Annotated in this window: 23 protein-coding genes and 1 pseudogene; 12 read left to right on the top strand and 12 right to left on the bottom strand. The window is 63.8% G+C overall.

All coding sequences use genetic code 11. From position 1 onward, the window contains the following. Positions 1-21 precede the first annotated feature (21 nt). Positions 22-843 (top strand): SDR family oxidoreductase, encoded by an 822-nt coding sequence (locus LI72_RS12790; protein WP_197051898.1) that lies wholly within the window; start codon positions 22-24, stop codon positions 841-843. Positions 844-847: 4 nt separating this feature from the next. On the opposite strand, the gene LI72_RS12785 is transcribed toward LI72_RS12790, so the two are convergent. From LI72_RS12785 to LI72_RS12775, 3 genes are all read right to left on the bottom strand, one after another. Further along, positions 848-2059 carry an FAD-dependent oxidoreductase gene (locus LI72_RS12785; protein WP_033926143.1) on the bottom strand — a complete coding sequence of 404 codons (1212 nt, stop codon included), beginning with the start codon at positions 2057-2059 and terminating at the stop codon, positions 848-850. Between the two features lie 51 nt (positions 2060-2110). Continuing rightward, positions 2111-2884 carry a maleate cis-trans isomerase family protein gene (locus LI72_RS12780; protein WP_033926142.1) on the bottom strand — a complete coding sequence of 258 codons (774 nt, stop codon included), beginning with the start codon at positions 2882-2884 and terminating at the stop codon, positions 2111-2113. A gap of 97 nt (positions 2885-2981) precedes the next feature. After that, positions 2982-4445: an aldehyde dehydrogenase family protein gene (locus LI72_RS12775; RefSeq protein WP_052129789.1), complete on the bottom strand. Its 1464-nt coding sequence runs from the start codon at positions 4443-4445 to the stop codon at positions 2982-2984. Positions 4446-4621: 176 nt separating this feature from the next. On the opposite strand from LI72_RS12775, the gene LI72_RS12770 reads away from it, so the two are divergent. Next, complete coding sequence (locus LI72_RS12770) at positions 4622-4909, top strand: DUF1330 domain-containing protein (RefSeq protein WP_052129788.1); 288 nt, start codon at positions 4622-4624, stop codon at positions 4907-4909. 5 nt (positions 4910-4914) lie between these two features. On the opposite strand, the gene LI72_RS19090 is transcribed toward LI72_RS12770, so the two are convergent. The 7 genes from LI72_RS19090 to LI72_RS12735 form a co-directional block, all read right to left on the bottom strand. Beyond that, positions 4915-6033 carry a lipase family protein gene (locus tag LI72_RS19090; RefSeq protein WP_231562465.1) on the bottom strand — a complete coding sequence of 373 codons (1119 nt, stop codon included), beginning with the start codon at positions 6031-6033 and terminating at the stop codon, positions 4915-4917. Positions 6034-6200: 167 nt separating this feature from the next. Further along, the gene (locus LI72_RS12760) at positions 6201-7322 is read right to left on the bottom strand and encodes a class I SAM-dependent methyltransferase (RefSeq protein ID WP_033926141.1); all 1122 of its coding nucleotides are present in this window, start codon (positions 7320-7322) and stop codon (positions 6201-6203) included. Continuing rightward, on the bottom strand, positions 7319-7627 hold the full coding sequence (locus tag LI72_RS12755) for a hypothetical protein (RefSeq protein ID WP_052129786.1): 309 nt from the start codon (positions 7625-7627) through the stop codon (positions 7319-7321). Before LI72_RS12755 ends, LI72_RS12760 begins: the two co-directional genes overlap by 4 nt. Continuing rightward, positions 7624-8556: an alpha/beta fold hydrolase gene (locus LI72_RS19085; RefSeq protein ID WP_052129785.1), complete on the bottom strand. Its 933-nt coding sequence runs from the start codon at positions 8554-8556 to the stop codon at positions 7624-7626. The genes LI72_RS12755 and LI72_RS19085 overlap by 4 nt, the downstream gene beginning before the upstream one ends. Next, positions 8553-9545 (bottom strand): DUF3089 domain-containing protein, encoded by a 993-nt coding sequence (locus tag LI72_RS12745; protein ID WP_156139589.1) that lies wholly within the window; start codon positions 9543-9545, stop codon positions 8553-8555. The genes LI72_RS19085 and LI72_RS12745 overlap by 4 nt, the downstream gene beginning before the upstream one ends. Beyond that, positions 9542-10933, bottom strand: a complete 1392-nt coding sequence (locus tag LI72_RS12740) for an MFS transporter (protein ID WP_052129783.1) — start codon at positions 10931-10933, stop codon at positions 9542-9544. The genes LI72_RS12745 and LI72_RS12740 overlap by 4 nt, the downstream gene beginning before the upstream one ends. 68 nt (positions 10934-11001) lie before the next feature. After that, positions 11002-13263: a TonB-dependent receptor gene (locus tag LI72_RS12735; RefSeq protein WP_033926140.1), complete on the bottom strand. Its 2262-nt coding sequence runs from the start codon at positions 13261-13263 to the stop codon at positions 11002-11004. A gap of 241 nt (positions 13264-13504) precedes the next feature. On the opposite strand from LI72_RS12735, the gene LI72_RS12730 reads away from it, so the two are divergent. Together LI72_RS12730 and LI72_RS12725 are read left to right on the top strand one after the other, a co-directional pair. Then, entirely contained in the window at positions 13505-14512 is a 1008-nt protein-coding gene (locus tag LI72_RS12730) for a class I SAM-dependent methyltransferase (protein ID WP_033926139.1), read from the top strand. Then, positions 14509-14775, top strand: a complete 267-nt coding sequence (locus tag LI72_RS12725; RefSeq protein ID WP_033926138.1) for a hypothetical protein — start codon at positions 14509-14511, stop codon at positions 14773-14775. Before LI72_RS12730 ends, LI72_RS12725 begins: the two co-directional genes overlap by 4 nt. A 38-nt stretch (positions 14776-14813) precedes the next feature. Here LI72_RS12725 and LI72_RS12720 read toward each other — a convergent pair whose 3' ends face one another. Further along, complete coding sequence (locus tag LI72_RS12720; protein WP_197051897.1) at positions 14814-15797, bottom strand: alpha/beta hydrolase family protein; 984 nt, start codon at positions 15795-15797, stop codon at positions 14814-14816. A 53-nt stretch (positions 15798-15850) separates the two neighbouring features. Here LI72_RS12720 and LI72_RS12715 point away from each other — a divergent pair, with 53 nt between their 5' ends. From LI72_RS12715 to LI72_RS12680, 8 genes are all read left to right on the top strand, one after another. Further along, a complete protein-coding gene (locus tag LI72_RS12715; protein WP_081984968.1) occupies positions 15851-16756 on the top strand; it encodes a helix-turn-helix domain-containing protein in 906 nt (301 codons plus the stop codon). A gap of 90 nt (positions 16757-16846) precedes the next feature. Then, the gene (locus tag LI72_RS12710; protein ID WP_033926136.1) at positions 16847-17761 is read left to right on the top strand and encodes a polysaccharide deacetylase family protein; all 915 of its coding nucleotides are present in this window, start codon (positions 16847-16849) and stop codon (positions 17759-17761) included. Beyond that, entirely contained in the window at positions 17758-18642 is an 885-nt protein-coding gene (locus tag LI72_RS12705; RefSeq protein ID WP_081984891.1) for an isocitrate lyase/PEP mutase family protein, read from the top strand. The genes LI72_RS12710 and LI72_RS12705 overlap by 4 nt, the downstream gene beginning before the upstream one ends. Further along, the gene (locus LI72_RS12700) at positions 18635-19291 is read left to right on the top strand and encodes an isochorismatase family protein (protein ID WP_033926135.1); all 657 of its coding nucleotides are present in this window, start codon (positions 18635-18637) and stop codon (positions 19289-19291) included. The genes LI72_RS12705 and LI72_RS12700 overlap by 8 nt, the downstream gene beginning before the upstream one ends. Further along, positions 19291-20622 (top strand): histidinol dehydrogenase, encoded by a 1332-nt coding sequence (hisD, locus tag LI72_RS12695; protein WP_033926134.1) that lies wholly within the window; start codon positions 19291-19293, stop codon positions 20620-20622. Before LI72_RS12700 ends, hisD begins: the two co-directional genes overlap by 1 nt. After that, the gene (locus LI72_RS12690) at positions 20619-21392 is read left to right on the top strand and encodes an SDR family NAD(P)-dependent oxidoreductase (protein WP_231562464.1); all 774 of its coding nucleotides are present in this window, start codon (positions 20619-20621) and stop codon (positions 21390-21392) included. Before hisD ends, LI72_RS12690 begins: the two co-directional genes overlap by 4 nt. Continuing rightward, positions 21389-21829 (top strand): VOC family protein, encoded by a 441-nt coding sequence (locus LI72_RS19080; protein WP_197051896.1) that lies wholly within the window; start codon positions 21389-21391, stop codon positions 21827-21829. Before LI72_RS12690 ends, LI72_RS19080 begins: the two co-directional genes overlap by 4 nt. A gap of 264 nt (positions 21830-22093) precedes the next feature. After that, positions 22094-22756 carry an alpha/beta hydrolase gene (locus LI72_RS12680; protein WP_052129781.1) on the top strand — a complete coding sequence of 221 codons (663 nt, stop codon included), beginning with the start codon at positions 22094-22096 and terminating at the stop codon, positions 22754-22756. Between the two features lie 81 nt (positions 22757-22837). On the opposite strand, the pseudogene LI72_RS12675 reads toward LI72_RS12680, so the two are convergent. After that, positions 22838-23416, bottom strand: a pseudogene (locus LI72_RS12675) (alkaline phosphatase D family protein); the annotation flags it as partial. Positions 23417-23621 lie beyond the last annotated feature (205 nt).

Here is a 23621-nt window from a genome sequence, read left to right as displayed (position 1 = left end):
TTCAAGCTCGACAGGATGTTGATGGCTCACCACCTTCCCCAAACCGCCGTTGTGACGGGCGCAGGCCGTGGCCTCGGCGCTGCGATCACCCACGCACTGGCCGCATCGAACATTCAGGTTCTGGGCGGAACGCCCGACGGACCAGCGAAGCCGCACCCGCTGCGCGAGGACGACGCGCGATCCGCGTCCATCCGCGCCATGCACTGTGACATCCGCAATCCCGACGCGGTCGAAAAGTTGTGGCACGCGGGCATCGCGCTGATGGGGCGGATCGACCTGTGGATCAACAATGCCGGGCTCGCGCTCACCGGGGCGGATCTGGTCGACCTGCCGCCTGACGCCTTCTCGACGATGATCGACATCAACCTAGTGGGGACGATGAACGCCTGCCGTGTCGCGGCGAAGGGGATGCAGCGCCAGGGATCAGGCGCAATCTGGAACATGCTGGGAGCCGGTTGGGACGGCAAGCCGGTGCACGGGATGAACGGCTATGCCACCAGCAAGGCTGCACTCACCTTTCTCACCGCCGCGCTTGCCAGCGAGGCGGAAGGCAAGGACTACAGCATTGGCGCAATCAGCCCGGGCCTGGTGATGACCGAAGGTTTCTTCCGCGAACACGCTGGGGTTCCAGCCGATCGACGCGCGGCACGCGATGCCGTGGTCAACGTGATCGGCGATCATCCCGAAACGATTGCCGACTGGATCGCGACCGAAATGATGCGCCCGCCGCGCAACGGCGAAACACTGGTCTGGCTGACACCGGACAAGATCGCCGCGCGGCAAGCCGAGCACCCGCCACGCGACATTCTGTCCCGCTATCTTGGCAGGGATCGTCCCGCCTGACCCTTCATTCGATCGCGGCGGCCTGATCCAGGCTCTCATACATCGCCTGGCGCAGCAGATAGGCCCGGCGCAGAGCAGGATCGGCCGCCACCTTGCGCAGCGCGTCGCGGCGGCGCTCATGCGCCTCGCTCTGGCCACCCCGCATCAGTTCCATGTTCTCGATCGTCTGGCTCTGGGTGAAGTCATAGGTGACCGTGCGGCGCTGGCGATCGTAACGCGCAAGCTGTTCGTCGGCAGCAGCGTCCTGGCCGCCGAGCACAACGGTCAGTTTCTGGCACAGGTTGACCGCATCGTGGATACCGCTGTTCATCCCGAAGCCGCCCAAGGGGTTGTTGAGATGCGCCGCATCGCCGACCAGCATCACCCGCCCATCGCGGAATTTCTTGGCGACGCGCTGGTGCACCCGGTAGATCGTCCGGTGCTCGGTCCTGACCTGTGCGCCATCGCCCATGATCCGGTCGAACACCGCGTTCTTGGTGGCATCGGACAGCAATGTCTGTGGATCGCTCTCCTGCGCCGGCACCAGCACGCGCCACAGCTTGGGAACGCGCAGCAGCACCAGCCATTCATCGGGATCCGAGACATAATTGACATAGGCCACGCCCTGCATCGCCTGTTCTATCGGATAATCGGTGCTCAGCGTGAGGAATCGTTCGGGATAGGTGAAACCATCGAACTCGATATTCAGCCACTTGCGCGCGATCGAACTCGCCCCGTCGGCACCGATCAGATAGTCGGCGCGCACCTTCTCGATTCCCATCGGACTTTCAAGGAACACATCGACACCGGTGTCGTCCTGTTCGAAATAGGCAAGGCGGTGATCGAACAGCACCTCGCCGGTGCGCATATTGGCCAGCCCGTCGGACAGCATGCGGGCGAGATGATATTGCTCGCACTGCAGCCGATAGGGAAATTGCGTGATGTCGGACAGTTCGGTCAGGTCGAAGGCAATCGTTTCGCCACTGGCACGGTCGCGCCAGTGATAGACCGGTGCCTTGAGGCCGATCTCGACAAGGCGGTCGGTGATGCCCAGTTCGCTCAACATCTCGAGCGTCGGCGGGTGAAAGGTGGATGCGCGCAAATCCTGCGCCGCATCCGCGCCCGCTTCGGCCAGGATCACGTCGATCCCCTGCTTGGCCAGCCACGTCGCCGCGACGGCCCCTACAGGACCGGCACCCGCCACCACGACCTGCGTTCTGCGTGTAGTCTCAACCATTGATATGCCCCAAAATGATATCCATGCGCCGGCTGCCCGGCGGGAAATTTGTCAAAAGTCTGAAAGCAGGCGGCCGAAGCCGGGCATCCGGTCGTCGATGCGATTGGCGCGCAGGGCATGCCAATAGGTCGCGGTGTTGATCGCGATCACCGGCTTGCCGAGCCAAAGCTCTGCCGCTGCGGCAAAGCGCACTGCTGACAGGTTTGTACCCACCTGAATGATGGCATCGACATCATCGCCATCGAGCGCGTGAAATGCCGCGCGCAGCCGCTGCTCGGTCACCTGCGCGATCGCGGTCCAGCTGGCGCACTGCAGCGGAATGTCGCGCACGGTCTCGTAGCCGTGATCGGCGAGATAGCGGACCACCTCGATATTGGCGGCGGGCCAATAGGGCGACACCACCGCAACGCGGCGGGGCTTGCCATAGGCCGCGAGCGCCGCCACCACGGCCTCCGCGCCCGTCGACACACCGACCCCAGAGAGGGATTCGATCTGCTCACGCCAGCGCCGTCCGCCTTCCGCGCCGCCATAGAAGGTCACCGCCGACATGCCCATCACCAGATAGTCCGGACGGCACGTCATCACCCCGCGAACCGCATCTGCGGTGTTGCGGCTGATTTCCATCGTGCCCGCCATGAAGCTTTCGTTGGAAACGGCCTGTGCGTCATCCACCACGATCCGGCTGTAATGGTTGGTAACACCATAAGGCCGCATGTCGTCGAAGTCGGGCTGGACGATGGTGTTGGTCGACGGGCCCAGCACGCCGAACAGTTTGCGATAGCCCAGATTGTTGGGGCCATGGCCGTTGCGTTGAGACGCGATCATCTGCAACACTCTCCTTTTCTGATAGCCGACGATTAGCTGCGCCAGCCTTGGCAGCGCGAGCGCGTTGGCGGCCGGTTTTCGCCTGGCGATAAAATGGCTAGAGCTTGGCGTTGATCAGCATCGCGCGCGAATGTTCGGCGACCCCGAAATGCGCATAATCCATGCCGATCCCCGACTGACCGGCGAACGGCATCGGCAAGGCGGCAGAAAACGCTCCGTGCTGGTTGATCCACGCGGTGCCGGCCCGCAACTTTTCGGCAAGTGCGATCGCGCGGTCGACGTCGCGGCTCCAGACCGATCCGCCGAGGCCGTATTGGTTGGCATTGGCGGCACTCAGAACTTCGGCCTCATCATCGAACGGCATGATCGGCAACGCCGGTCCGAACTGTTCCTCCGCAACGATCGGGAAATCGCTGCGGCAATTCTCGATCAGCATCGGCGGCAGGAAAAAGCCTTCACCCCCGCCCGTCAACGCTGGGCCCTGTGCGGTGGCACCACGAGCGATGGCATCGTCGACAAAGCCCTGAACGCGCGCGCGCTGCGCTGCACTCTGCAAGGGTGCCAGCGTGCTTGCCGGGTGGAACGCAGCGCCCGCAACCGCCGTTTGTGCCATCGCGCTGATCCGGTCGCGGATCTCGGCATAGAGGCTGTCATGCACATACAACCGCTTGATCGCCGCACAGAACTGGCCCGCATTCTCCAGCGAGATCCGATAGACCGTGTTCGCCACAGCCTCGGGGTCGGCATCCGCGAGCACGATGGCCGCATCGTTGCCGCCCAGTTCCAGCGTCAACCGCTTCAGCCCGGGCGCAGCGGCGGCAGCGATTTTCCGGCCCGTCTCGGTCGATCCGGTGAACGAGATCTTGGCCACATCTGGATGCTCGACCAGCGCGGCCCCCACCGAAGCATCGCCAGTAACAACATTGAGCACGCCGGGTGGAAAGATGTCACGCCCCAGCATGCCCAGATACAGGGCCGACAAGGGCGTCTGGGGTGCCGGGCGCAGCACCAGCGTATCGCCTGCGAGCAAAGCGTTGGCGAGCTTTGCCACCGCGAGGATGACCGGGCCGTTCCAGGGCGCGATCGCCACGGCGACGCCCAGGGGCCGATGGACGAGCCGCGCGCGAAGCCCCGTCCGGCTGTAATCGATCTCTGCCAGGCGCTGCGCTGCGATCGTGCGGACATAATCGACCGAGAAGAAGATTTCGCTGTATGCACGGCGCAGCGGACGCCCCGTCTCTGCGGCGACGAGATAGGTCAGCGTCTGCCGCGCACCCCATATCGCATCGGCAAAGCGTTCCAGCAACGCGCTGCGGTGATCCCAGCTGGTTTGCGACCATGACGCGAATGCGCGCGCAGCAGCGGCCACGGCGTCCGCCGCATGGCCGGAAGTGGCATCGGGATAGGCAAGCTGCGACAGGCCATCGGCAGGATGGACGATCAGGGCCGGTTCCGCATGTGCATCCTGGCCGGCGATCGTCTGTTCAAGCCCCAGGCCCGCAACCCATGAAGCCAGCGGCCCGGGGGCGCTATCGTAGAAAGTTTCGGCTTCTTCAAACACGTCGCAACTCCTGATTCCGGAAGAGACGGCACGGTACCACCGCTTGACGCGCGTGCGGTGACCACGGGCCAGGTTAGTCGCGGTGCGAACAAACCGATGTCCGCGCGCGCCTGCAACGTCAGCGTCGCCTAGACCGTTAGCCGGTCGCACGATGCTGACGCCCAAGGAATCCCAACATGAGCAAAGCCTTTGTCCTGACCATTGCCGCGATCCGTGATGGCGATGCCTTTGCCCGCTATCGCGAGGCGGTGGCAGAGGTGAATGCGGCGATCGGCGGCGAGACCGTCATGCGGGGCAAGACACTGGCCATGCTGGCGGGCCAGGGAGCTACGCACGAATCTGCCATCGTCATTGCCTTTCCGAATGCGGACGCGGCCCGCGCCTATATCGAATCGGCACGCTATCGCGCGCTGGAACCGCTGCGCGCGCAGGCAGGCGATTTCACCATCCGCATCATCGGCTGAGCCTCTCAGCCGCGCCCGGGCCAGGCCAACGCTGGACAATCGGATTGCACAGGTCTGCCTGCCATCGCGGCATCGGCAAAATCCAGCCCTGCCCGCCCAAGCTCGGCGCGCGCATCGGCATGGCTGCCGCGGTCGACATAGCGCACGGTAACCGCACTCCCCCGGCGACACGCCGCCCTAGCCATGTTGAACGACAACTCGGGCGCGGTCAGCGCATCGTGGCGCGCGATGATCACCAGCACCGGCATCGAAAAATGCGGCGCGGGATAGCGCCGATAACGCGCCGCCCCCCGTTCGAGGACCGAAAGGTCCCGTTTCATCAGATCCGACACCGGCCGCCGGGAAGCCATAAACGCGGCCAATGTCTGCGAGGCGCACGAACTCGACAGCTCATCGGTCGCCTTGAGGCCTTCGGTGGTGAGCCATTGGTCCGCCTGGAATCCGGGAAAGGCCAATGCATAGGAGGAAACATAATTGAGATAGACCGCAATCCAGGGATCGAACGCTCCGGTTCGCAGGCTGCGCACGGAATCGCGCGGCGTACCCGGATCGAGCGGAGCGGCCCAAGGCGAACCCGATTGATCGGATGCGGGGTCTGCGTGCGCCAGCCCGGCCTCGCCCGGCAGGCCCGCCGCCAACACGGCGCGAACCCGGACTTCGGGCGCATAGCTCGGATGGAGCAGGCCCGCTCCGAATGCGGCATGCGCACCTTGCGAATGGCCGGCAACGACCAGGTCGCGTGACAGACGCGGGTCCGACGCAAAAGCACGGGCAGCATCGAGCATCGATCGTGCAGCAGACCCAAGCCCCATATAGGGGTGCGGACCAGGCGTCCCTAAGCCTTCGTAATCGGGCGCGATCACCGCATAGCCGCGCGCGAGCCAGCGACCGACAAATTCGGACTCCGCGGCATCAAGCCCGGCAAAGGACGGCGCGCAGCGATCGGCCACGCCCTTGGTGCCATGCGCCCACAGCATCACCCGCCAGCCATCGGAGGGAGGCTTCCCCTCGGGGAAATAGACCGCCCCCGACGCAACAATGGCGCGTTCGCTGCCGAAATCGCTGATCGAGCTGTACAAGACCCGCAAGCCCGATCCGGCAATCGCCGGAAGCTCGCGACGCAAAAGTGGTTCGGAGCGCAGCAATCGGCCCGCTGCGGGAATTGCGGCCTGCCAGCGATAAAAGGGGGACGCTCCGCGATCATCAGGCAACGACTGGGCGGTGCCCCCTGACGGAAGCACCAGCGCCGACATCAGCAACGCCGTCGTCAGTAGCGACAGGGCCGCGGATTTCACTTGAGTGCCGACATCACCGACCATGACCGGAAAACGCCCTTGGATTGTGCACCAAAGCCGTTGTTGCCGGGTTCGGCATGGTCGGTGGCATCCTGATAGCCGGTGACAACATCGCGAAAGCCGGCAGCGTGCAGCAACGGGGCATAATCCGCGCTCGTGGCGGCGACCCAATTGGGCTCGTTGTTGTAGTGTGCCTCGATCTCGGCGCGAATCTTGGTCCACAGCCCGAGTTCGTCGTAGCGCTGCGGTACCTCGAGATGCAGCACGACCCCGCCTGGGCGCAGCAGCCGGTAGCATTCGGCGAGCAGGGCGGGGATACTGCCCGGCGCCAGTTCGTGGATCACGACGCACGAGAAGAGCAGATCGAAGCTCTCGTCCGGATAGCTGGTCGCGGTAGCATCGTCGCATCGCAGGTCCAGCGCGACGCCAAGGCCCGCAGCGCGGGCGCGGGCATAATCCAGCACGCCGCGGCCGACGTCGACGCCATGCGCCTGAGCGCGCGGGAAATAGCCCGCCATCGGAACGAGACTGGAACCGATCCCGCATCCCAGTTCCAGCAGGTTGCTCGGCGCGAAGTCCGGAAACCGGTGCAGCAGATGCGCGGCCGCGGTATGCCCGCGGCGATCGTTCAGAAAGCCGCCATTGCGCCCGAGCATATACACCGCGCCGCCACGATCCATCAGCGCACCCTGACGTACGCTGCCGTCGTCCTCGTCATAACCGCCGGGCATCAGATGAACGTCGCTTTCGGCGAGGTGGCGGGGGGTGCGGTATTGTGGATCGACATGGACGCTGCCTGTGCCGCGCAGCCGTTCCGCCATCTCGTCCAGATGGGGAAGCTGCCGGTCGACACACGCCGCGACCACATCCCAGAGCAGGGTCTGCGTGTGCCGTCGCGCCGCCAGCCAGTGGCGAAACCCGGGAATCTCGCCCAAATGCGCCAGTGCCTCTGCCGCCGCATCGTTTGTGCCCGGCGAGGAGTCGCGCGCTTCGGCAGCGCGAGCGATCAGCCGCTCACAGTCCCCCGAAACGAACCCCTTGAGATCGCGCACGAACAGCTGTTCGGCCTGTTCATCATGACTGGCCTGCGCCAGCATGGCATGCCCCTGGATGCTCATTGCTCGGGTGACTCCTTGCCTGCAAACCCGCTTTCCACCGACTGCAGCAACGGGTTGAAAACACGCGCGATCATCCTCTGGCGCAGCGCGTCGCGCGAACGCTCGGCATCGGCATCGGGCACGAAAGCCTCGATCTCTTCGGTTCCGGGCAGCCCATGCCGGGCCAGCACCCGTTCCAGCGTGTCCAGACGCTCACGGGTGGCGGCAAGCTGCGCTGCCAACGCCGTGACCATGCCTAGCAGCATGTCCTCGCCTGCGCTCAGACCTTCGACCGGCCGCAGCGGAAAGGGCGTTCGCTGGCTCATGAAAGGCCTTCCAGAAACGCCAGCATTGCCGCTGCCGTCTCCGCCGGCTTTTCCTGATGAACGAACGATCCAGCATCGGCCAGCTGGACGATCGTCGCATCGGGGCGAGCTGCGCGCCCGATCTTGATATACTTGGTGTAATAGCCTCGGTCGGCGTAGATCAGCTGAACTGGAAGCCGAGTCAATCCGAGCAGGGCCGCGGTATCGGTGAGCGCCACGCCACGCTCGGATGGGCGAACCCAACGGTCTGCCCGGGCGCGGCTGGCATTCTGTTCGGTCTCTATCGCGGGGTTCACCGTCCCGAACCGGGCAACCTGCTCCATCGTCCGGGGCAATGGCCGCCAGTCCTCGGTCCACACCGCCGGATCACGGTCCTGCTCGACCTTGTCGAGCTCCGCCCGGGTCTGGCCTTCATAAAGGCTGACGCTCGCCAGCATCAGGGCCCGCACGCGCTCTGGCCAGCGCGCCGCCATCTGCACCGCGATCACCCCGCCGAGCGAGTTGCCCGCTACGGCAAACCGTTCGATCTGCAATTCGGACAGCACGGCAAGCACCACCGCGGCGGATTCCGAAACCGTCTGCACGTGCGGAGGCGCGCCAAGCATCACCGATTCGCCATGGCCCGGCAGGTCAATCGCGATCACACGATAGCGTGCAGCGAGCAGGGGTGCGACGTCGCGCCAGTCGGCCAGCCACCCGCCCACCTTGTGCAGCAGCACCACCGGTTCGGCGCTTGCCGCCCCGATCGTGCGATAGGAGATGACGCCGCCGGCGCGGGCCACGGTCCCACCGCCGGTCCAGGGTGGCTCCACCGCAGACGGTGCCGCCATGGCGAGCACTTCGCTTGAGCGTACGTCGCCTGCTTGGGCCGCGATCAGCAAGGATCCGCCGATAAAAGTGCGCCGAGCGATACCGGGGTTGAAGGTCATTTGCGGCTCCTCATCCACGCCGCAACCCGCAGCGAAGCGTTGCTGGATATGTCGGCCCAGAACATGGCGATGTCTGCCATGTGCAGGACGCCGCCTGGCAGCCGGTCGACCTTGAGCGACGGGTCGGGGCTGACCATCAGCACACCATCGCGGCAGGCGGCGGCAACCTTGCCGGATTCCAGCGCCGGCACGGGGCCTGGCTGCGGCGATCCGGGTCGCGCACCGCGAGCAGCATCGGCTGGCGCTGCAGGGATATCGGTGTCGAAGGTCAGCGGATTACTACAGATCAAGCGCGTGTCGCCCCCGGGGGTGCCATTGTCCGCAACCGATCGCGCGACATAGGCGGCGACGTCGCTGCCATCGGCAAAGCTGTTCCAGCTCGCCACGCAGCCCGTACTGTCAGGATGCGCACACGACGGGATGCCGGGTGGCAGGCTTCCAGCAGGGATGCCCAATCCTGGCAGATAAGCCGCGACCAGCAATCGCTCGGTTGGCGTGCCGGCAATCTCGGATCTGAGCAACTTGAGACCATGCAGCGCGCCTTGGCTGTGGCCCGCCAGAATGAACGGGCGGCCTTTGTTGTCGTGCGCCAGATAATGCAGAAAGGCTCGCCGAACATCGGCATAGGCAAAGGCATAGGCCTTGGCGCCTTCACCGGCTCGCTCGACAAAGGCCCGGCTCGATGCCTGACGATAATGGGGCATGAAGCGCGCGCAACAGGCGGCGAAGGCGTCGAGCTGCCGGTCACGGACGCTCAGATCGGTCCATGCCCGCGCGGTCTGGTTGTCCATCTGCTGGTTCCAGTCCTCTGACCGGAATGTCGTCGGATGGATGTAGAACACATCGACCGGTTTTGCCGACCCACTTTCGCGCGCGGACCAGTTTGCAGGATCGGCATAATCAGGCGCAACAGGCCCCGGTCCTGGCTCCATCGCTGCGCAGGCCAATGCCCATAGCGACAGGAGCAGGGCCACGGCAGCTGGCCTCACGCAGGTGCCCCCTGCCCGTCGATATTGGCCTTGCCGAGCGGGTAGAACAGCATGATCAAAAAGCTCGCAGCCAGCAGCAGCGCAGGCGCAATGGCATTGCCGAAATACAGCGCATCGATGGCAGATTGGCTTTGCTGGACCAATGCACCGCCGGTGGTCGCCTGATAGCCGGCGAGCGAGAGATAGCTGCCGATCAACGCCGCGCCGAGCGCGAAGCCGGTCTTTTCGAACACCGCATAGACGCTGGAATACACGCCGTCGCGGCGCACGCCGTTGACCTTCATGTCGTGCTGCATCACGTCGGGAAGCATGGCCAGGCTCATCAGGATCATTCCTCCCGCGCCGATACCCTGCAGCACGCCACGCGAAAGCAGTCCGAATGTGGTGATACTGCTGTCCTCAAGCAGCCAGCTGAGCATGACGATGCCATACAGCGCAATGGATGCCAGATAGCAGTTCTTCTTACCGAAGCGCTTGCCCGCCATCAGCCACAATGGCGTGCACACGCCCATCGCGATATTCTGTGCGATGGAGAGCTGCGCCTGACCGTCATAGCCGATCTGCAGCACATTGAGCTTGAACAGCAGCCCCGAGCTGATGTTCACCGCCAGCGAAATATACTGCAGCAGCTTTGCGCTGAGCAGCATGACGGCGGGGCGATTGCGCAGCAGCTGACGCGCCGTCGCAGCAAATCCGATGCGTTCCGATGGCGGATGCGGAACAGGCTCGGGAACGACACGGGTCCCAGCCCATGCCGAAAGCTGGGTGGCGAAGATCACGACGGCAAGCACCGCCCCCATCAGGCGATAGCCCTCGAGCCCGCCATCGCCCATCTCGACCAGCCACGCCGCTCCGGCCAGCGCGCCCATCTGCCCGATCGCACTGAAAAAAGTGCGAAAGGCCATCAGCCGCGTACGTCCATCATAGCTGCGCGCGATATCCGGCCCCATCGCGACATAAGGCACCGCAAACAGCGAATAGCCGGTCGAATACAGCAGCAACGTCGCCGAAAGGATGATGATCAGCCAGGGACCATCGATATCCGGCGGGCTGAACAGCAGGAAAAAGCTGACTGCGCCCAGCACCGAGCCTGCGAGCATCGTCCGGCGTCGGGTCTTCATCCGCGCCTCGGTCCGATCGATGCGGTTGCCAACGAACAGGTCGACCACGATATCGTAGAGCTTGGACAGCGTCAGCAAAAGCCCGGCGAGCGCCGGCGACTGCCCCAGCACCGTGGTCATCAGTGCCGGGAAGAACGTCGTGACCGTGTGGAGCAGCACCGCGATCGCGATGGTGCCCAGGCCGTAGGAGATGCACAACCCGAAACCCGGGCTATGGGGATCGAATGCGGTCGTCTTGCTGGCTGCTGCGATCGCCGTGCTGTCCATGAGCTCTATGACCTTGTCAAGAATGGAGGTTCCGCCACGACATGCGACGGCATCAGGCCTTAGTGCAATCAGTAACGCCCCTCGAGGCTGATACCAATGATCCGTCCGTTGCCAACAAAGCCTGTCGTGAACGTCGTTGAGGGAAAGAATTCAGGCTCGTTGATCGATGAGAGGATGTACTTCTTGTCGAACAGGTTGCGCGCAAAGACCGAGACTTCGAACTTCTCGCTAAGCCATCCAATCCGTGCGTTGACCAGCGTCTGGGCGGGCACCTCCTGCAACGCGATGGCGTTGGTCGGTTGTTCCGACCGATACGAAACATCGGCGCGCAGATAGATCGAGGAATCGTCCTGCAGCGGGATCGTGTAGGTGGTGGAGCCCGCCAGCTGATGACGCGAGGTCCGCGGAATCTGGAACCCGCCAATATCGATTCCGCCATTCAGCGCGACCAAGTTGCAGTCCGCTGCGGTCGGGCAGATGCGCGACGAACTGAAATCGACAGTGCCCTCATCCCATTTGGGATCGGTGTAGCTATAACCGAAATCGAGATCCCAGACCGAGGACGGCTTGAGCGCCATCGACACTTCGAAGCCCTTGACCGATGCCGAGCCAATATTGGTCACAGGATTGGTCTGCCCTGCGACCGACGACGGCACCGAGAGCTGCAATTCGGTCCAGTCGATGTAATAGGCGCTGGCGTTGATCGACACCCGGCCGTCCAGGAACGAATTCTTGCTGCCGATCTCGAAGGTGGTGTTCTTTTCGGGTCCGAACGACTGCTCTGTCAGGACCGAAGTGTTGTTGAAGCCACCCGATTTTGTGCCGCTGGCCAGGACGCCATAGAGCAACTTGTCGGTCGCCCATTTCCAGTTCGCGGTGACCCTGTACGTGCCATAGGAAAAGCTGGCTTCCGGCGCGCGTACCAGCCCCGTCAGGTTGTTGACCAGGATCGAATCCTTGTCTTCCCAGGTATAGCGGCCCTGGCCCTCGATCTCGAGATCGGGCGTGAGCTTCACGGTCGCCAGCGCGAACACCGATTTCATCACTGTGTTCTCGTTATTGTCGAGATCGAGCGAACGGGCAGTCTGCGTCGGACCGAGGCCCACCACGGTGATCTGGCTGGCATCGCGGTCATAATAATAGCCGCCGAAGGCCCAGTCGAACACGCTGTTGCCATAGGATTCGAGCCGCAGTTCGCCCGACCACTCGCGAACCGGGCCGACGAACGGACGTGTGAAACGCCGCGCGGCGGTGGCAACATTGCCCCCTTGGCTGTTGAGCACCTGGTCCTGCAGCACGAACGTATCGTATTTGGCGTAGGAGCCGGTTCCGCGCAGCGTGACATTGCCGAGCTCGAGCGCCATCTTGCCGATCGCGATGTCCGACTGGCGCTCGGAGAACGAAGCCGCATCGACATTCACCGCCCCCGGAGACTGGAGCGTCCCGCAAGCAAAGCGCCGGTTGCTGCCGCCCCGGTTGTTGGCGATGATGGGTGCGATCGTGCCACCGCAATTGTTGGTGAAGATGAAGTTAGCGCCGCCATCGAGCCGGTCTTCATAGTGATAATAGAACAGCGACGCGCTAAACGCGCCTTCGGGATGGAAGTCGAGCATGCCCGACCCCGACCATTTGTGATCCCATCCACCCAGCGTCGGGCCGTTCACATTCGCGATCGTGCCGCCGAAATGCGAATAGGTGCCCACCGCCATCATGCTGAGCCAATCCGTGATCGGCAGCGCGATCTTGCCCGAAATCTCGCGCAGACCATCGGTGCCCACCGTCGCACGCGCACGTCCGCTGAGATAGGTCGTCGGAGTATCGAGCACATAGTTCACGGCGCCGGCAAAGGCGTTGTTGCCATACAGCGCGCTTTGCGGCCCCTTGATCACCTCGACCCGCGCCAGGTTGAACAGATCGATATCGAGGTTCGACTTGGCGGACAAATAGACGCCATCCAGGAACACGCCGACATTGTTGTCGAAGGTCGTGATCGTGATATTGGTGACGCCGCGCAGCGTCGGTGCGGCAAGACCACCGCCATTGCCTGCATTGAACGTGAGGCCAGGGGTGAGACGCGCGACGTCTGCCAGATCGCTCGCACCGGCACGGGTGAGCGTTTCCTGCGTGACGGCGCTGACGGCAGCGGGAATTTCCTGCAGCGACTCAGAGCGCTTGCGGGCCGTCACGATGATTTCATTGCCGTTCGGCGCGCTCGCCGTTGCATCGTCCTGAGCATTGTCTGCTGGCTGCGCGACCGCGGTCTGCGCAAACGCCGGCCCGGCCAGAATAACGCCACTGGCCAGTGCAGTTGTAAACAGGAATGTCTTCATGAATCTGTCCGCCCTATCTCGTCGCATCGGCGTTTGCCGATACTGCTCCCTTGACCATCGCCCTTGGTCGATCACAAAACTGTCACAGCGTCGCGCTGCACAGAATGCCAATGCACTGCCCTGATCGCAGTGCGAGAAAATTCACCGCGATGATTTGTCGCAATAGCATTTGGGAGCATCTTCCCGCTGGAAAGGACGTTCATCCATGCAATTCGAACTGAAGCAAAGGGGCAGGTCCCTGATGGATTTCGAGGTGTCTGCGCGACAGACCGCCTCCCGTCTGCAGCAGCAGATCGAGCTCGACCTTGCAGCGGCGGGTATCGACAGAGCCACCCTGCCCGACGACATGGACGAACGCCACCGGGTGATCGACACCGCCTTAGCCGGCTCGCCGGTCTTCCAGGCACGGGCCCTGCTGGGCGAATGGTGCGCCAAGCAGCACGGACGCGCCGCAGAGCAAGCGTTCGAGGAAATTCGCCCCGATCTGACACCGTTGCTCGAACGGCTGCGCGAGGGTGCCACGCGGCTCACCGTGCATGCTTTCGATCCGCCGAAATACTGGTCGGAAATCTGGTTCCACCGCACGCGCGGCGGCTGGGATGCAAGTGATTACAACGGCTTCATACATGGAGAGCTGGTCCACAAGAAATATGTCTCGCAGATATTCCCCGGCGATATCTACGGCAACCGTCGGCTCATCCTGCGCGACCTGCCACGCGACGACTATGCGCGCATCCTGGAGATCGGGACCTCATCGGGGCACCATACCTCTGCCATTGCAGAGGTGTTTCCCAACGCCACAATCAGTGGGGTCGACCCGTCGCTGCGGATGCTCGAACAGGCACAGCGGGTGGGCAACGAGGGCGGCCATGCCTGGGATCTGCATGTCGGGATCGGCGAGGACATGCCGATGTTTGCCGATGGCAGCTTCGATCTTGTCACGGCCTACGCCATTCACCACGAGATGCCTCCCAAGGCCATCGCCGCCATTTTCGCGGAAGCCTATCGGGTGCTCGCGCCGGGCGGCGACATGGTGATGGCCGACGTTGCCCGCACCGGCAGCCTCGACAGGTTGACCGCATGGCGGTTCGACTGGACCGCAAAATGGGGCGGCGAACCCTTCTGGCGCGCCACTGCCAAGCTCGACCTCGAACCCCTGGCCCGCGCGGCCGGATTCGTCGACGTGCGCGGCTATCAGCCGCATCCCGGGCGCGATCCTTACATCATCTACGGAAGGAAGCCGGCATGACCGGTGGGCGCGACACCACGGCCGAACGACGCATTTTGACCGATGACAGGATTGATGACCTCGGAGAGGCGATCCTGGCGCTGACGCGCGAGCTGTGGGTGCTCACCGACCGGCAGGCCGTGCTCGAGGCGGTGCTTGCCGAAGCGGGCATCGATACCGCCAGGATCGACAGTTACACCCCGAATGACGCTTTGCGCGCGCAACTGGCTGAGCGGCGTCAGCTGTTGATCGACAATGTCCTGACCGCCTTGCGCGCGGGGTGACGGCTGCGGTGCCAGGCGATCACCGCAAGCCCGCGAGTTCACTTGCAGGACAGATCTTCGCGCCGTGCCATGAAGTCCCGGCCGCGCTGCGGCGACAGCGCGGAATCGAGAAATTCGACCACCGTACCAAAGAGCGCCGCCCGCCGACCGGCGCTCGCATCGCCGAAGGGTGGGCGCAGGAAGCTGTCGATGCCGCCAAGATAATGGCCCGCACCCTCGACCGTCATCAGGCACATGGCCCCGCCGGACGACGACCCCCGCCAGACATCGTTGTGCCAGTCCGCGCCCTGTTCGGTCAGCGGGGTCATGTCCATGCTGCCGTTGACCGTCAGGACCGGACCTCGCATCGTGCTCCAGTCCATCGCGAGATACGGCGCGCGGAGCTTCCAGGCTTGGGTCAGTCCGTCGAAATTGCCCGGCGGAGCCAGCAGGACCGCAGCGCGATAGCCGGGCACGTCGAACGACCGATCCTGGCCGCCGGACCGCGCCCCCATCACCAGTGCGGCGCTATGCCCGCCAAAGCTGTGGCCGATTACCGCGATGCGTGCCGGATCAACCCTGCCCTTCAGAAGTGGAACCGCATCGACGATGGCACGGATGTTCTGCCCGAGCCAGGCGAGCTGGCGGACGCGGACCAGCCAGCTATCGGCCGGCTGCTCACCCGCGGGCATCAGTCCGTCGACCGAAGCGTCGGGATGATCGGGCTGCAGCACGACATAGCCGTGCGCAGCCAGATGGCGCACCAGGGGGCCGTAATCGGATCGCGACAGCTGATTGCCGTGCGACAGCACGATCACGCCCAGGTTTCCGCCCTGCTGGGGGGCGGTGATGCGCAGATTCATCGGCTGGCCATCGCCCTGCCCCACCCCGACTGGATCGATGGTGATCAGCGTCGGTCCAGCGTCCTGGGGCTGGCTGGAGGCCGGCGCGCTCGCCTCCGCGCCAGCCTTGGAAGCCGCAGCAGGCAGAACCAGCGCCACGGCGACGAGCAAGGTCTGAAGCCAGCGATATTGTATCAACATTGAACCCATTCCCGCTTGCGCTAATGTATCTTGCTAGCTTCAAGGAATCGCACATGGCCGCAACCACCATCATCCCATTGACCGACAGGCGATCGAAACCCGGCTTGGCCGAGTCGGATGCTTCCTTCCTCATGGCAGATGGCGCGGAGGCCTTCGACAAGGCCGATCCGCTCGATCGCGGCATCCCGATCCGCTCGATCAGCCGGGCGATCGCGGTGCTGCAGGCGATCAACCGCGGCGGGTCGCTCAACATGATGGAAATCGCCCAGGCTTCGAAGGTGCCATATCCTACCGCCTGCCGGATCGTGCAGACGCTGGTGTTCGAACAGCTCGTGGAACGCGAACGGGGCCGCAAGCGCTATCGGCCCACGGCGATGGTCCAGAGCCTGTCGCATGGCTTTACCGGGCACAGCGTCCTGCTGCAGCTTGCACGGCCTCATATCGCGCAACTTACGCGCGACATCGGCTGGCCGGTCACCATCTCCACCCATGTCGGCAGCACGATGGTGTTGCGCGATTCGACGCATTCGCTGACATCGCTGACTTTCAACGAATATCATCCCGGGTTTGCGATGCCGATCCTGGAATGCGCCTCGGGGATCGTCTATCTCGCCTTTTGCGAAGAGAGCGAGCGTCAGACCATCCTCAGCCACATCGCTCCGACTGCCGATGATGACACGCACCATATGCTGCAATTGCTGACCAGCGGCGGTCTGCTGTCGACGGTCAGGAAAGACGGCTATTCGGCACGCAGCTACAACCAGTTCACGCGCAATCCCGGCAAGACCTCGTCAATTGCCGTGCCGCTGATGCGCAATGGCAGGATCGAGGCGACGTTGAGCGTGGCGTTTTTCGCCGCGGCGGTGGCTGTCACCAATGCGACCAAGGACCTGCTTCCTCCGCTACAGAGATGCGCCAAAAGCATCGAGGCGGACCTCGACGCGCGGGCTGACGGTTGACCGCCTGGCGAACAAACAGCGGCTTGAGGTTTGCCCCACGCGCCGCTTCAGGGGGACATGCTCCGAAATCCGCATCACCGGAGACCATCCATGGACTATGATTATGTGCCGCTGCCCGATCGCAAGCCGCTGCGCTGGCCCAACGGCGCACGCGTCGCGCTTATCCTGACATTCAACCTGGAAACCTGGGATCTCACCAAGGACACCGACAAGCCCTATTATGCGGGCGGGCCGGCGATCCTACCGGACATCCTGCCGGGCAACACCCCCGATTTTCCGAACTATACCTGGCGCGAATATGGCCAGCGAGTCGGCATCTGGCGCCTGTTCGACCTTTTCGATCAGCTCGGCGTACCTGCCAGTTGCACCACCAATGCGGTCACGTTCGAACGTCGCAAGGCCATGACCGATGCGGTGATCGAGCGCGGTTGGGAATTGCTGGCGCACAATTGGGAACAGGGCGAGCTGCTGACCAATTTCGCACACGAACCGGCCAAGGAGCGCGACGTGATCCTTCGCTCGCTGGAGCAGTATGAGAAGTTTACCGGCCGCAAGGCCAAGGGATGGCTGAGTTCGTCGCTGCGCGGCACGCTGCAGACGGCTGATATTCTCGCCGAATATGGCTGCACCTTTTACTGCGACATCATGAACGACGATCAGCCCTTTCTGCTCAGGACGCCGCATGGCCCGATCGTCTCCACCCCCTATTCGAACGAGATCAACGACTTCACGTTCATCACCCGCAAGAACTTCACCACCGACCAGTTCCGGGACGCGCTGATCGAAGAGCTTGACGTGCTGTACGAGGAAGGTGCGGCGACCGGACGGATCATGAATGTTGGGTTGCACCCGCATGTCTCCGGGCGCGCGCACCGGGTCCGGGCGCTGCGGGAATTCATCACCCATGCCAAGTCGCTCCCGGGGGTCTGGTGGGCAACGCGCGAAGAGATTGCCGACTGGTATCTCGCCAACCATGAATCGCACATTCCCGGCCAGCTGGGATGACGGCAGGCCATATCGCAGCACTCTGCGGGCTGCTGTCGCCGAATCGGGACGGACCGCGAGCGCTGATCAGCGTTCCGGGTTGCTGGGACGGGCTGAGCGCGCTGCTCGTCGAGCAGGCGGGCTTCGAGGCGGCCTTTCTGACTGGCGGCGGCCTCGCGATGGCCCGGCTGGGCCGGCCCGATATGGGGCTGATTACCGCCAGCGAGGCCACCGATGCGGTGATGCAGATCCGCGACCGCATTGAGCTGCCGCTGATCGTCGATGGCGACACCGGATTCGGCAATGCCATCAACCTGCAGCGCACCGTACGCGGCTTCGAGCGCGCCGGTGCCAGCGCCATCCAGATCGAGGACCAGGGATTCCCCAAGCGCTGCGGCCATATGGCCGGCAAGACGGTGGTGCCTTTGACAGAGGCCGTCGGCAGGGTGAAGGCAGCGCTTGATGCGCGCGAGGACATGCTGGTCTTTGCGCGCACAGACGCGGTGGCATGTGAGGGCATCGACGCTGCGCTCGATCGCGCCGAGGCGTTTCTCGAAGCCGGCGCAGATGCGATCTTTGTGGAAGGCCCGCGCAGTTCCGAAGAGTTGGTACGCGTGGCGGACCGGTTTTCGGCGCGCGTTCCGCTGATCCACAATCTGGTCGAAGGCGGGGTCACCCCCACCGACGACGGCGCGGAACTCGAGCGGCTGGGCTTTGCGATCGCGCTTCATCCGCTGCTGCTGATGCACGGCTTCGTCCACCACGCGCCCGGCTGGCTGGCGACGCTGCGTGCAGACCGCTCGACGCGCGCAATGTCCGATCGGCTGGCGAGGCTTGACGACATGAACCGCCTGACCGGTGCCGCAGCGCTGATCGAACTGGGAGCCCGATACGATGCCTGAGCAACACCGCCGCGAAGACGACTATGCAGCCGCGGGTTTCGGCGGATCGCTGGCGTTTGGATCGCGTCCGGCCCTGCTGATCGTCGATGTGGTAATGGCCTATCTCGCCAAGGATTCGCCGCTGTATGCTGGTGTAGAAGCCGAATTGGCGGCCAACGAGCGGCTGCTGGCCGCGGCCCGCGCCGCGTCCGTTCCCGTCATCTTCACCAATGTCGTCTACGAACCGGGCGGCTTCAGCGGCGGCATGTTCTATCGCAAGGTGCCCGCGCTCCAGGCCTTCGAACAGGGTTCACCGCTGGGCGCGTTTCCCGACACGTTGCAGCCGCTGCCGAGCGAGATCGTCGTCTCGAAGCAATATCCGTCGGCCTTCTTCGGCACCCCACTTGCCGGGATGCTGGTGGCTGCCGGGGTCGATACGCTGCTGATCACCGGCTATTCGACGTCTGGCTGTGTTCGCGCGACCGCGCTCGACGCCCTGTGCCACGGCTTTGCACCATTCGTTGTCAGAGAGGCGAGCGGCGACCGCGATAGCGCGGTCCAGCAGGCCAACCTGTTCGATATCCAGGCAAAGATCGGCGAAGTCATCGGGTGCGACGACGCGCTGGCGCACTTGCGCGCCATTCAATCCCAACATGAGGAGACACGCTGATGGCCATCTGGCTCAAGCGCAGCACGGCCCAGGCGGACCGGGCATCGAACGACCGCAACGTCCGCGACGTTGTCGAAGCGGCCTTGGCCGATATCGAAAGCCGCGGCGATGCTGCAGTGCGCGAGATGTCGATCAGGTTCGACGGCTGGGACCGTGACGACTATCGCCTGAGCCAGGCCGAAATCGACGCCTGCGTCGACAGCCTGAGCCCGCAGGAGCGCAAGGACATCGAGTTTGCGCAGACGCAGGTCCGCAATTTCGCGCGGATTCAGCGCGCCAGCATGACCGACGTCGAGGTGGAAACGATGCCCGGCGTGGTACTGGGCCACAAGAACATCCCGCTCAATTCGGCCGGCTGTTACGTGCCTGGCGGCAAATATCCGCTGCTCGCCTCGGCGCATATGTCGGTGATCACCGCCAAGGTTGCCGGCGTCGCCCGGGTCGTCACCTGCGCGCCGCCGTTCCAGGGCAAGCCTGCGCGCGCGATCGTCGCTGCGCAGGCCATGGCAGGCGCGGATGCCATCTATGCACTGGGCGGCATCCAGGCGATTGGCGCAATGGCCATCGGCACGCAGACGATCGACCGGGTGGACATGCTGGTGGGGCCAGGCAACGCCTTTGTCGCCGAAGCCAAGCGCCAGCTGTTTGGCAGGGTCGGCATCGATCTGTTTGCTGGCCCCACCGAAACGCTCATCATCGCCGACGAAATGGGCTGCGACCCTGAAATGGCGGCCACCGATATCTTGGGTCAGGTCGAGCACGGCCCGGACAGCCCCGGCATATTGCTGACCACCAACGAAGCCTTCGCGCGCGCCACGATGGCCGAGATCGAGCGCCTGCTGCATATCCTGCCCACTGCTGAGCACGCGCGAAAGGCCTGGGAAAGCCATGGCGAGGTCATCGTGGCCGAAAGCAATGACGAAATGGTCGCGATCGCTGACGAGATCGCATCCGAGCATGTGCAGGTGATGACTGCCGATCCCGAATTTTTCCTGGCCCATATGACCAATTATGGCGCGCTGTTCCTTGGTGCGCGCACCAATGTCAGCTTTGGCGACAAGGTCATCGGCACCAACCATACTTTGCCCACCCGCCAGGCGGCGCGCTATACGGGCGGGCTGTGGGTGGGCAAGTTCCTCAAAACCTGCACCTATCAGCGCGTGACCACCGATTGCGCATCGGCCCTGATCGGCGAGTATTGCAGCAGGCTGTGCGCACTCGAAGGCTTTGCAGGCCACGGCGAGCAGGCCAATCTGCGGGTGCGCCGCTATGGTCAGCGCGATGTCGCCTATGCCGGCTCGGCATCGCCAACCCCCGAGACCGCCGCTTGAACAGCATTACGCCAGAGCCGCTGCCCGTGACACCCAGCCTGCGCCTCGACGGGCGCCGGGCCATCGTCACGGGTGCCGGGCGCGGTATCGGGCTCGGTTGCGCGGCGGCCTTTGCCGCAGCCGGCGCCGAGGTCACATTGGTGGCGCGGTCGGCCCTCGAGATCGAGGCTGCCGCCGAACAGATCGGCGCAAATGCGCGCGCGGTCACGCTCGACGTTTCCGATCTGGCCGGTGTCCGCGCATTTTTCAAGGAGCAGGCACCGTTCCACATCCTGCTCAACAATGCCGGGACAAACCGCCCGATGCCGCCGTGGGACGTGGAGGAAGCCGATTACGACGCGGTGCTCGACCTTAACTTGAAGGCCGCGTTTTTCGTGGCGCAGGCCTGCACGCGGCGCATGATCGAGACTGGCACGAAGGGCAGCCTGATCCACCTGTCGAGCCAGATGGGCCATGTCGGCGGGCCCGACCGGTCGCTGTACTGCGCGTCGAAATGGGGGCTGGAAGGCATGAGCAAGGCGATGGCGCTAGATCTCGCGCGCCACGGCATCCGTTCGAACACCTTGTGTCCGACCTTCATCGAAACCGCGCTGACCCGGCCGTTCTTCGAGGATCAGGCATTCCTGTCTACCGTTCTGTCCAAGATCCAGCTGGGCCGTCTGGGCCAGGTCAGCGACCTCATGGGCGCGGCGGTGTTCCTGGCGTCCGATGCATCGGCGATGATGACCGGAACGCATCTGATCATCGATGGCGGATGGACGGCAGCATGACGGGCGAGGCCCTCGATTTTCACCATCATGCGCTGTCGGTCCCCGATATCGACGCGGCAGCCCGCTGGTATGCCGATCTGCTCGACTTCCACCTGGAAAGCCGGTTTGCGCTTCCGGGCAACATCCAGGCCGCGTTTCTCAAGCGCGGCGCGATGCGCATAGAGCTGTTCCAGGTGCCCTCGCCGCAGCCGATGGCGGAGGAGCGGCGCGATCCGCGGCGCGATCTGCACACGCTGGGGCACAAGCACATCTGCTTCCAGACGCGGGACTATGACCAGATGCGCCGCCGCCTGGCAAAGGCCGGGATCGCCATCATCCTCGAGGTCGGCAAGGACCGCAACCAGGGTTTCTTCTTCAACGATATGGCTGGCAACGTGATCGAGATCTTGCGCCGGGCGGAGGATGATGACGACCCGGCATCCGGGGAGGCCGGCTGAGACGGCGAGCACCGTCCAGGCGCGTGGCAGGTCGTGCCGGTCTTGCGAGGTGAGCAACGCACATCACAGCGAAAGCCTGTGCGGTCGGTGGACCGCCCACGGACCACGACCCCCGGGCGGGCAGCGGCAATGCCACCGAAACATCCGGCATCGGGTGGAAAGCCCTGATTGGCAAACTTACCTGAAAGACAGCACGCTTCTTGTCCTTCAGGCCGGAACGGCTACCACCGACAGGCGCCGTTGCGCGATCATGGGAGAGTTTCGGTGTCGAAAATTGTCAACGGCGCCAGCCTGCAGCCGCGAACCGGCGAAAAGCCGAGGAAGATCATCGTGCTGCTGCACGGTTTCGGGTCCAGCGGCACCGACATGATCGCGCTCGCGCCGCAATGGCAGGAGGCGCTTCCAGACACGTTGTTCCTCGCGCCGCATGCGCCTCAGCGCTGTGGGATGATGGGTGCAGGGTATCAGTGGTGGGGACTGACCGGCTTCGCCCCATCGGCACTGGCCGCAGGTGCAGCGTCAGCCGCGCCTGCGATCGACGCCTTTATCGACCGCAAGCTGGACCAATATGGGCTGACCGAAAGCGATCTTGCCCTGGTCGGGTTCAGCCAGGGCACGATGATGGCGCTTCATGTCGGGTTGCGCCGACCACGACCGGTCGCCGCGGTGGTGGGCTATTCGGGCATGCTCACCGAAACCACTGGCCTTGCCCATGCCGACCTTGCAAAGCCGCCGGTGCTGCTGGTGCATGGCACGGCCGATCCCGTCGTGCCGGTCGCAGCGCTGCACGTGGCGGAAAGCGAACTCAGGCGGCTGGGTGTCGACGTCACGACGCATGTTTCCTATGGCGTCGCGCACAGCGTCGACCCCGTCGGCCTGCGACTGGGTCGCGATTTCGTGGCCGAGGCGTTCGACCGCGCATCTTGACGGTATTGGCCGGACGGTTGGCAGATTGCCGCAGGACGAAAGGCGGATCTTCGCCTTCGCCCGGTAGCACGCGTAGCATCGCTAGAGACGAATAATGCCCGGCCGGCCATGTTCGACGCCAAAGCGGGCGTAGCTGGTCAGGATACCGTCGGGTTCGGTCACCTTGTCGAGAATCTTGAGATCCGCATGCCACAGATCGCGGCCGACCTCGCACAGCAGATAGCCGCGTTTGTCAGTGATCGCCTTCAGCTCGGGATTGCCCGCCAGCGCACTCTTCACACGAGGGTTTTCATCGCCCGTCCCGTCGGCACCCGATGTGATCGAAGTCGCGCTGAACTCGGCGGAGATCACCCGTCCATCGCCATTGTCCTGGATCAAGTCCCCGGCGAAGTGCAGATGGGCATCGCCACTGACCGTGACGACATTGCCAGGCCGATGCTTGTCGATATGATCGAGCAGCCGGCGCCGGCTGTGCATATAGCCCGACCATGTATCCATGCCGGTGAGCCGTTCGGAACTGCCTTCCCTTTCGCGGAGCAAATTCATCAGCAGCACCTGCTGTCCGATCAGGTTCCAGCGGATGGTGGAGCGCGCCAGCTGGTCGAACAGCCATGCTTCCTGCCGGTCACCCAGCATGCTGTGATCGGCCGCAAAGCCCTCTGGCCCTTGCGGTGAGGCAAAGTCGAAATTGGCTTGTTGCTGCGATCAAGTATCTCAAATGTCTTGATCGCTTCCCCGAGAGCTGTCGAAGCCGCGGGGAAAATGGTGCCAGAAGAGGACGGCAAAGTAAAAGATAAGTATTTGATATGTTTAACGAATATACATTTCGAAGATTGAAATGCCACTTTCCATGCACCCAAGTCTA

Source organism: Sphingomonas sp. 35-24ZXX (genome assembly GCF_000786215.1).
GTDB lineage: Bacteria > Pseudomonadota > Alphaproteobacteria > Sphingomonadales > Sphingomonadaceae > Blastomonas.
The sequence above is the reverse complement of the archived record's forward strand: the minus strand, read 5'-3'. Positions and strand labels throughout refer to the sequence as shown.

Coding starts and splice junctions, on each gene's coding strand:
- LI72_RS12790 (WP_197051898.1), top strand. CDS start 22: ATGGCTCACCACCTTCCCCAAACCGCCGTTGTGACGGGCGCAGGCCGT.
- LI72_RS12785 (WP_033926143.1), bottom strand. CDS start 2,059: ATGGTTGAGACTACACGCAGAACGCAGGTCGTGGTGGCGGGTGCCGGT.
- LI72_RS12780 (WP_033926142.1), bottom strand. CDS start 2,884: ATGATCGCGTCTCAACGCAACGGCCATGGCCCCAACAATCTGGGCTAT.
- LI72_RS12770 (WP_052129788.1), top strand. CDS start 4,622: ATGAGCAAAGCCTTTGTCCTGACCATTGCCGCGATCCGTGATGGCGAT.
- LI72_RS12760 (WP_033926141.1), bottom strand. CDS start 7,322: ATGAGCATCCAGGGGCATGCCATGCTGGCGCAGGCCAGTCATGATGAA.
- LI72_RS12755 (WP_052129786.1), bottom strand. CDS start 7,627: ATGAGCCAGCGAACGCCCTTTCCGCTGCGGCCGGTCGAAGGTCTGAGC.
- LI72_RS19085 (WP_052129785.1), bottom strand. CDS start 8,556: ATGACCTTCAACCCCGGTATCGCTCGGCGCACTTTTATCGGCGGATCC.
- LI72_RS12740 (WP_052129783.1), bottom strand. CDS start 10,933: ATGGACAGCACGGCGATCGCAGCAGCCAGCAAGACGACCGCATTCGAT.
- LI72_RS12735 (WP_033926140.1), bottom strand. CDS start 13,263: ATGAAGACATTCCTGTTTACAACTGCACTGGCCAGTGGCGTTATTCTG.
- LI72_RS12730 (WP_033926139.1), top strand. CDS start 13,505: ATGGATTTCGAGGTGTCTGCGCGACAGACCGCCTCCCGTCTGCAGCAG.
- LI72_RS12725 (WP_033926138.1), top strand. CDS start 14,509: ATGACCGGTGGGCGCGACACCACGGCCGAACGACGCATTTTGACCGAT.
- LI72_RS12720 (WP_197051897.1), bottom strand. CDS start 15,797: ATGTTGATACAATATCGCTGGCTTCAGACCTTGCTCGTCGCCGTGGCG.
- LI72_RS12715 (WP_081984968.1), top strand. CDS start 15,851: ATGGCCGCAACCACCATCATCCCATTGACCGACAGGCGATCGAAACCC.
- LI72_RS12710 (WP_033926136.1), top strand. CDS start 16,847: ATGGACTATGATTATGTGCCGCTGCCCGATCGCAAGCCGCTGCGCTGG.
- LI72_RS12705 (WP_081984891.1), top strand. CDS start 17,758: ATGACGGCAGGCCATATCGCAGCACTCTGCGGGCTGCTGTCGCCGAAT.
- LI72_RS12700 (WP_033926135.1), top strand. CDS start 18,635: ATGCCTGAGCAACACCGCCGCGAAGACGACTATGCAGCCGCGGGTTTC.
- hisD (WP_033926134.1), top strand. CDS start 19,291: ATGGCCATCTGGCTCAAGCGCAGCACGGCCCAGGCGGACCGGGCATCG.
- LI72_RS19080 (WP_197051896.1), top strand. CDS start 21,389: ATGACGGGCGAGGCCCTCGATTTTCACCATCATGCGCTGTCGGTCCCC.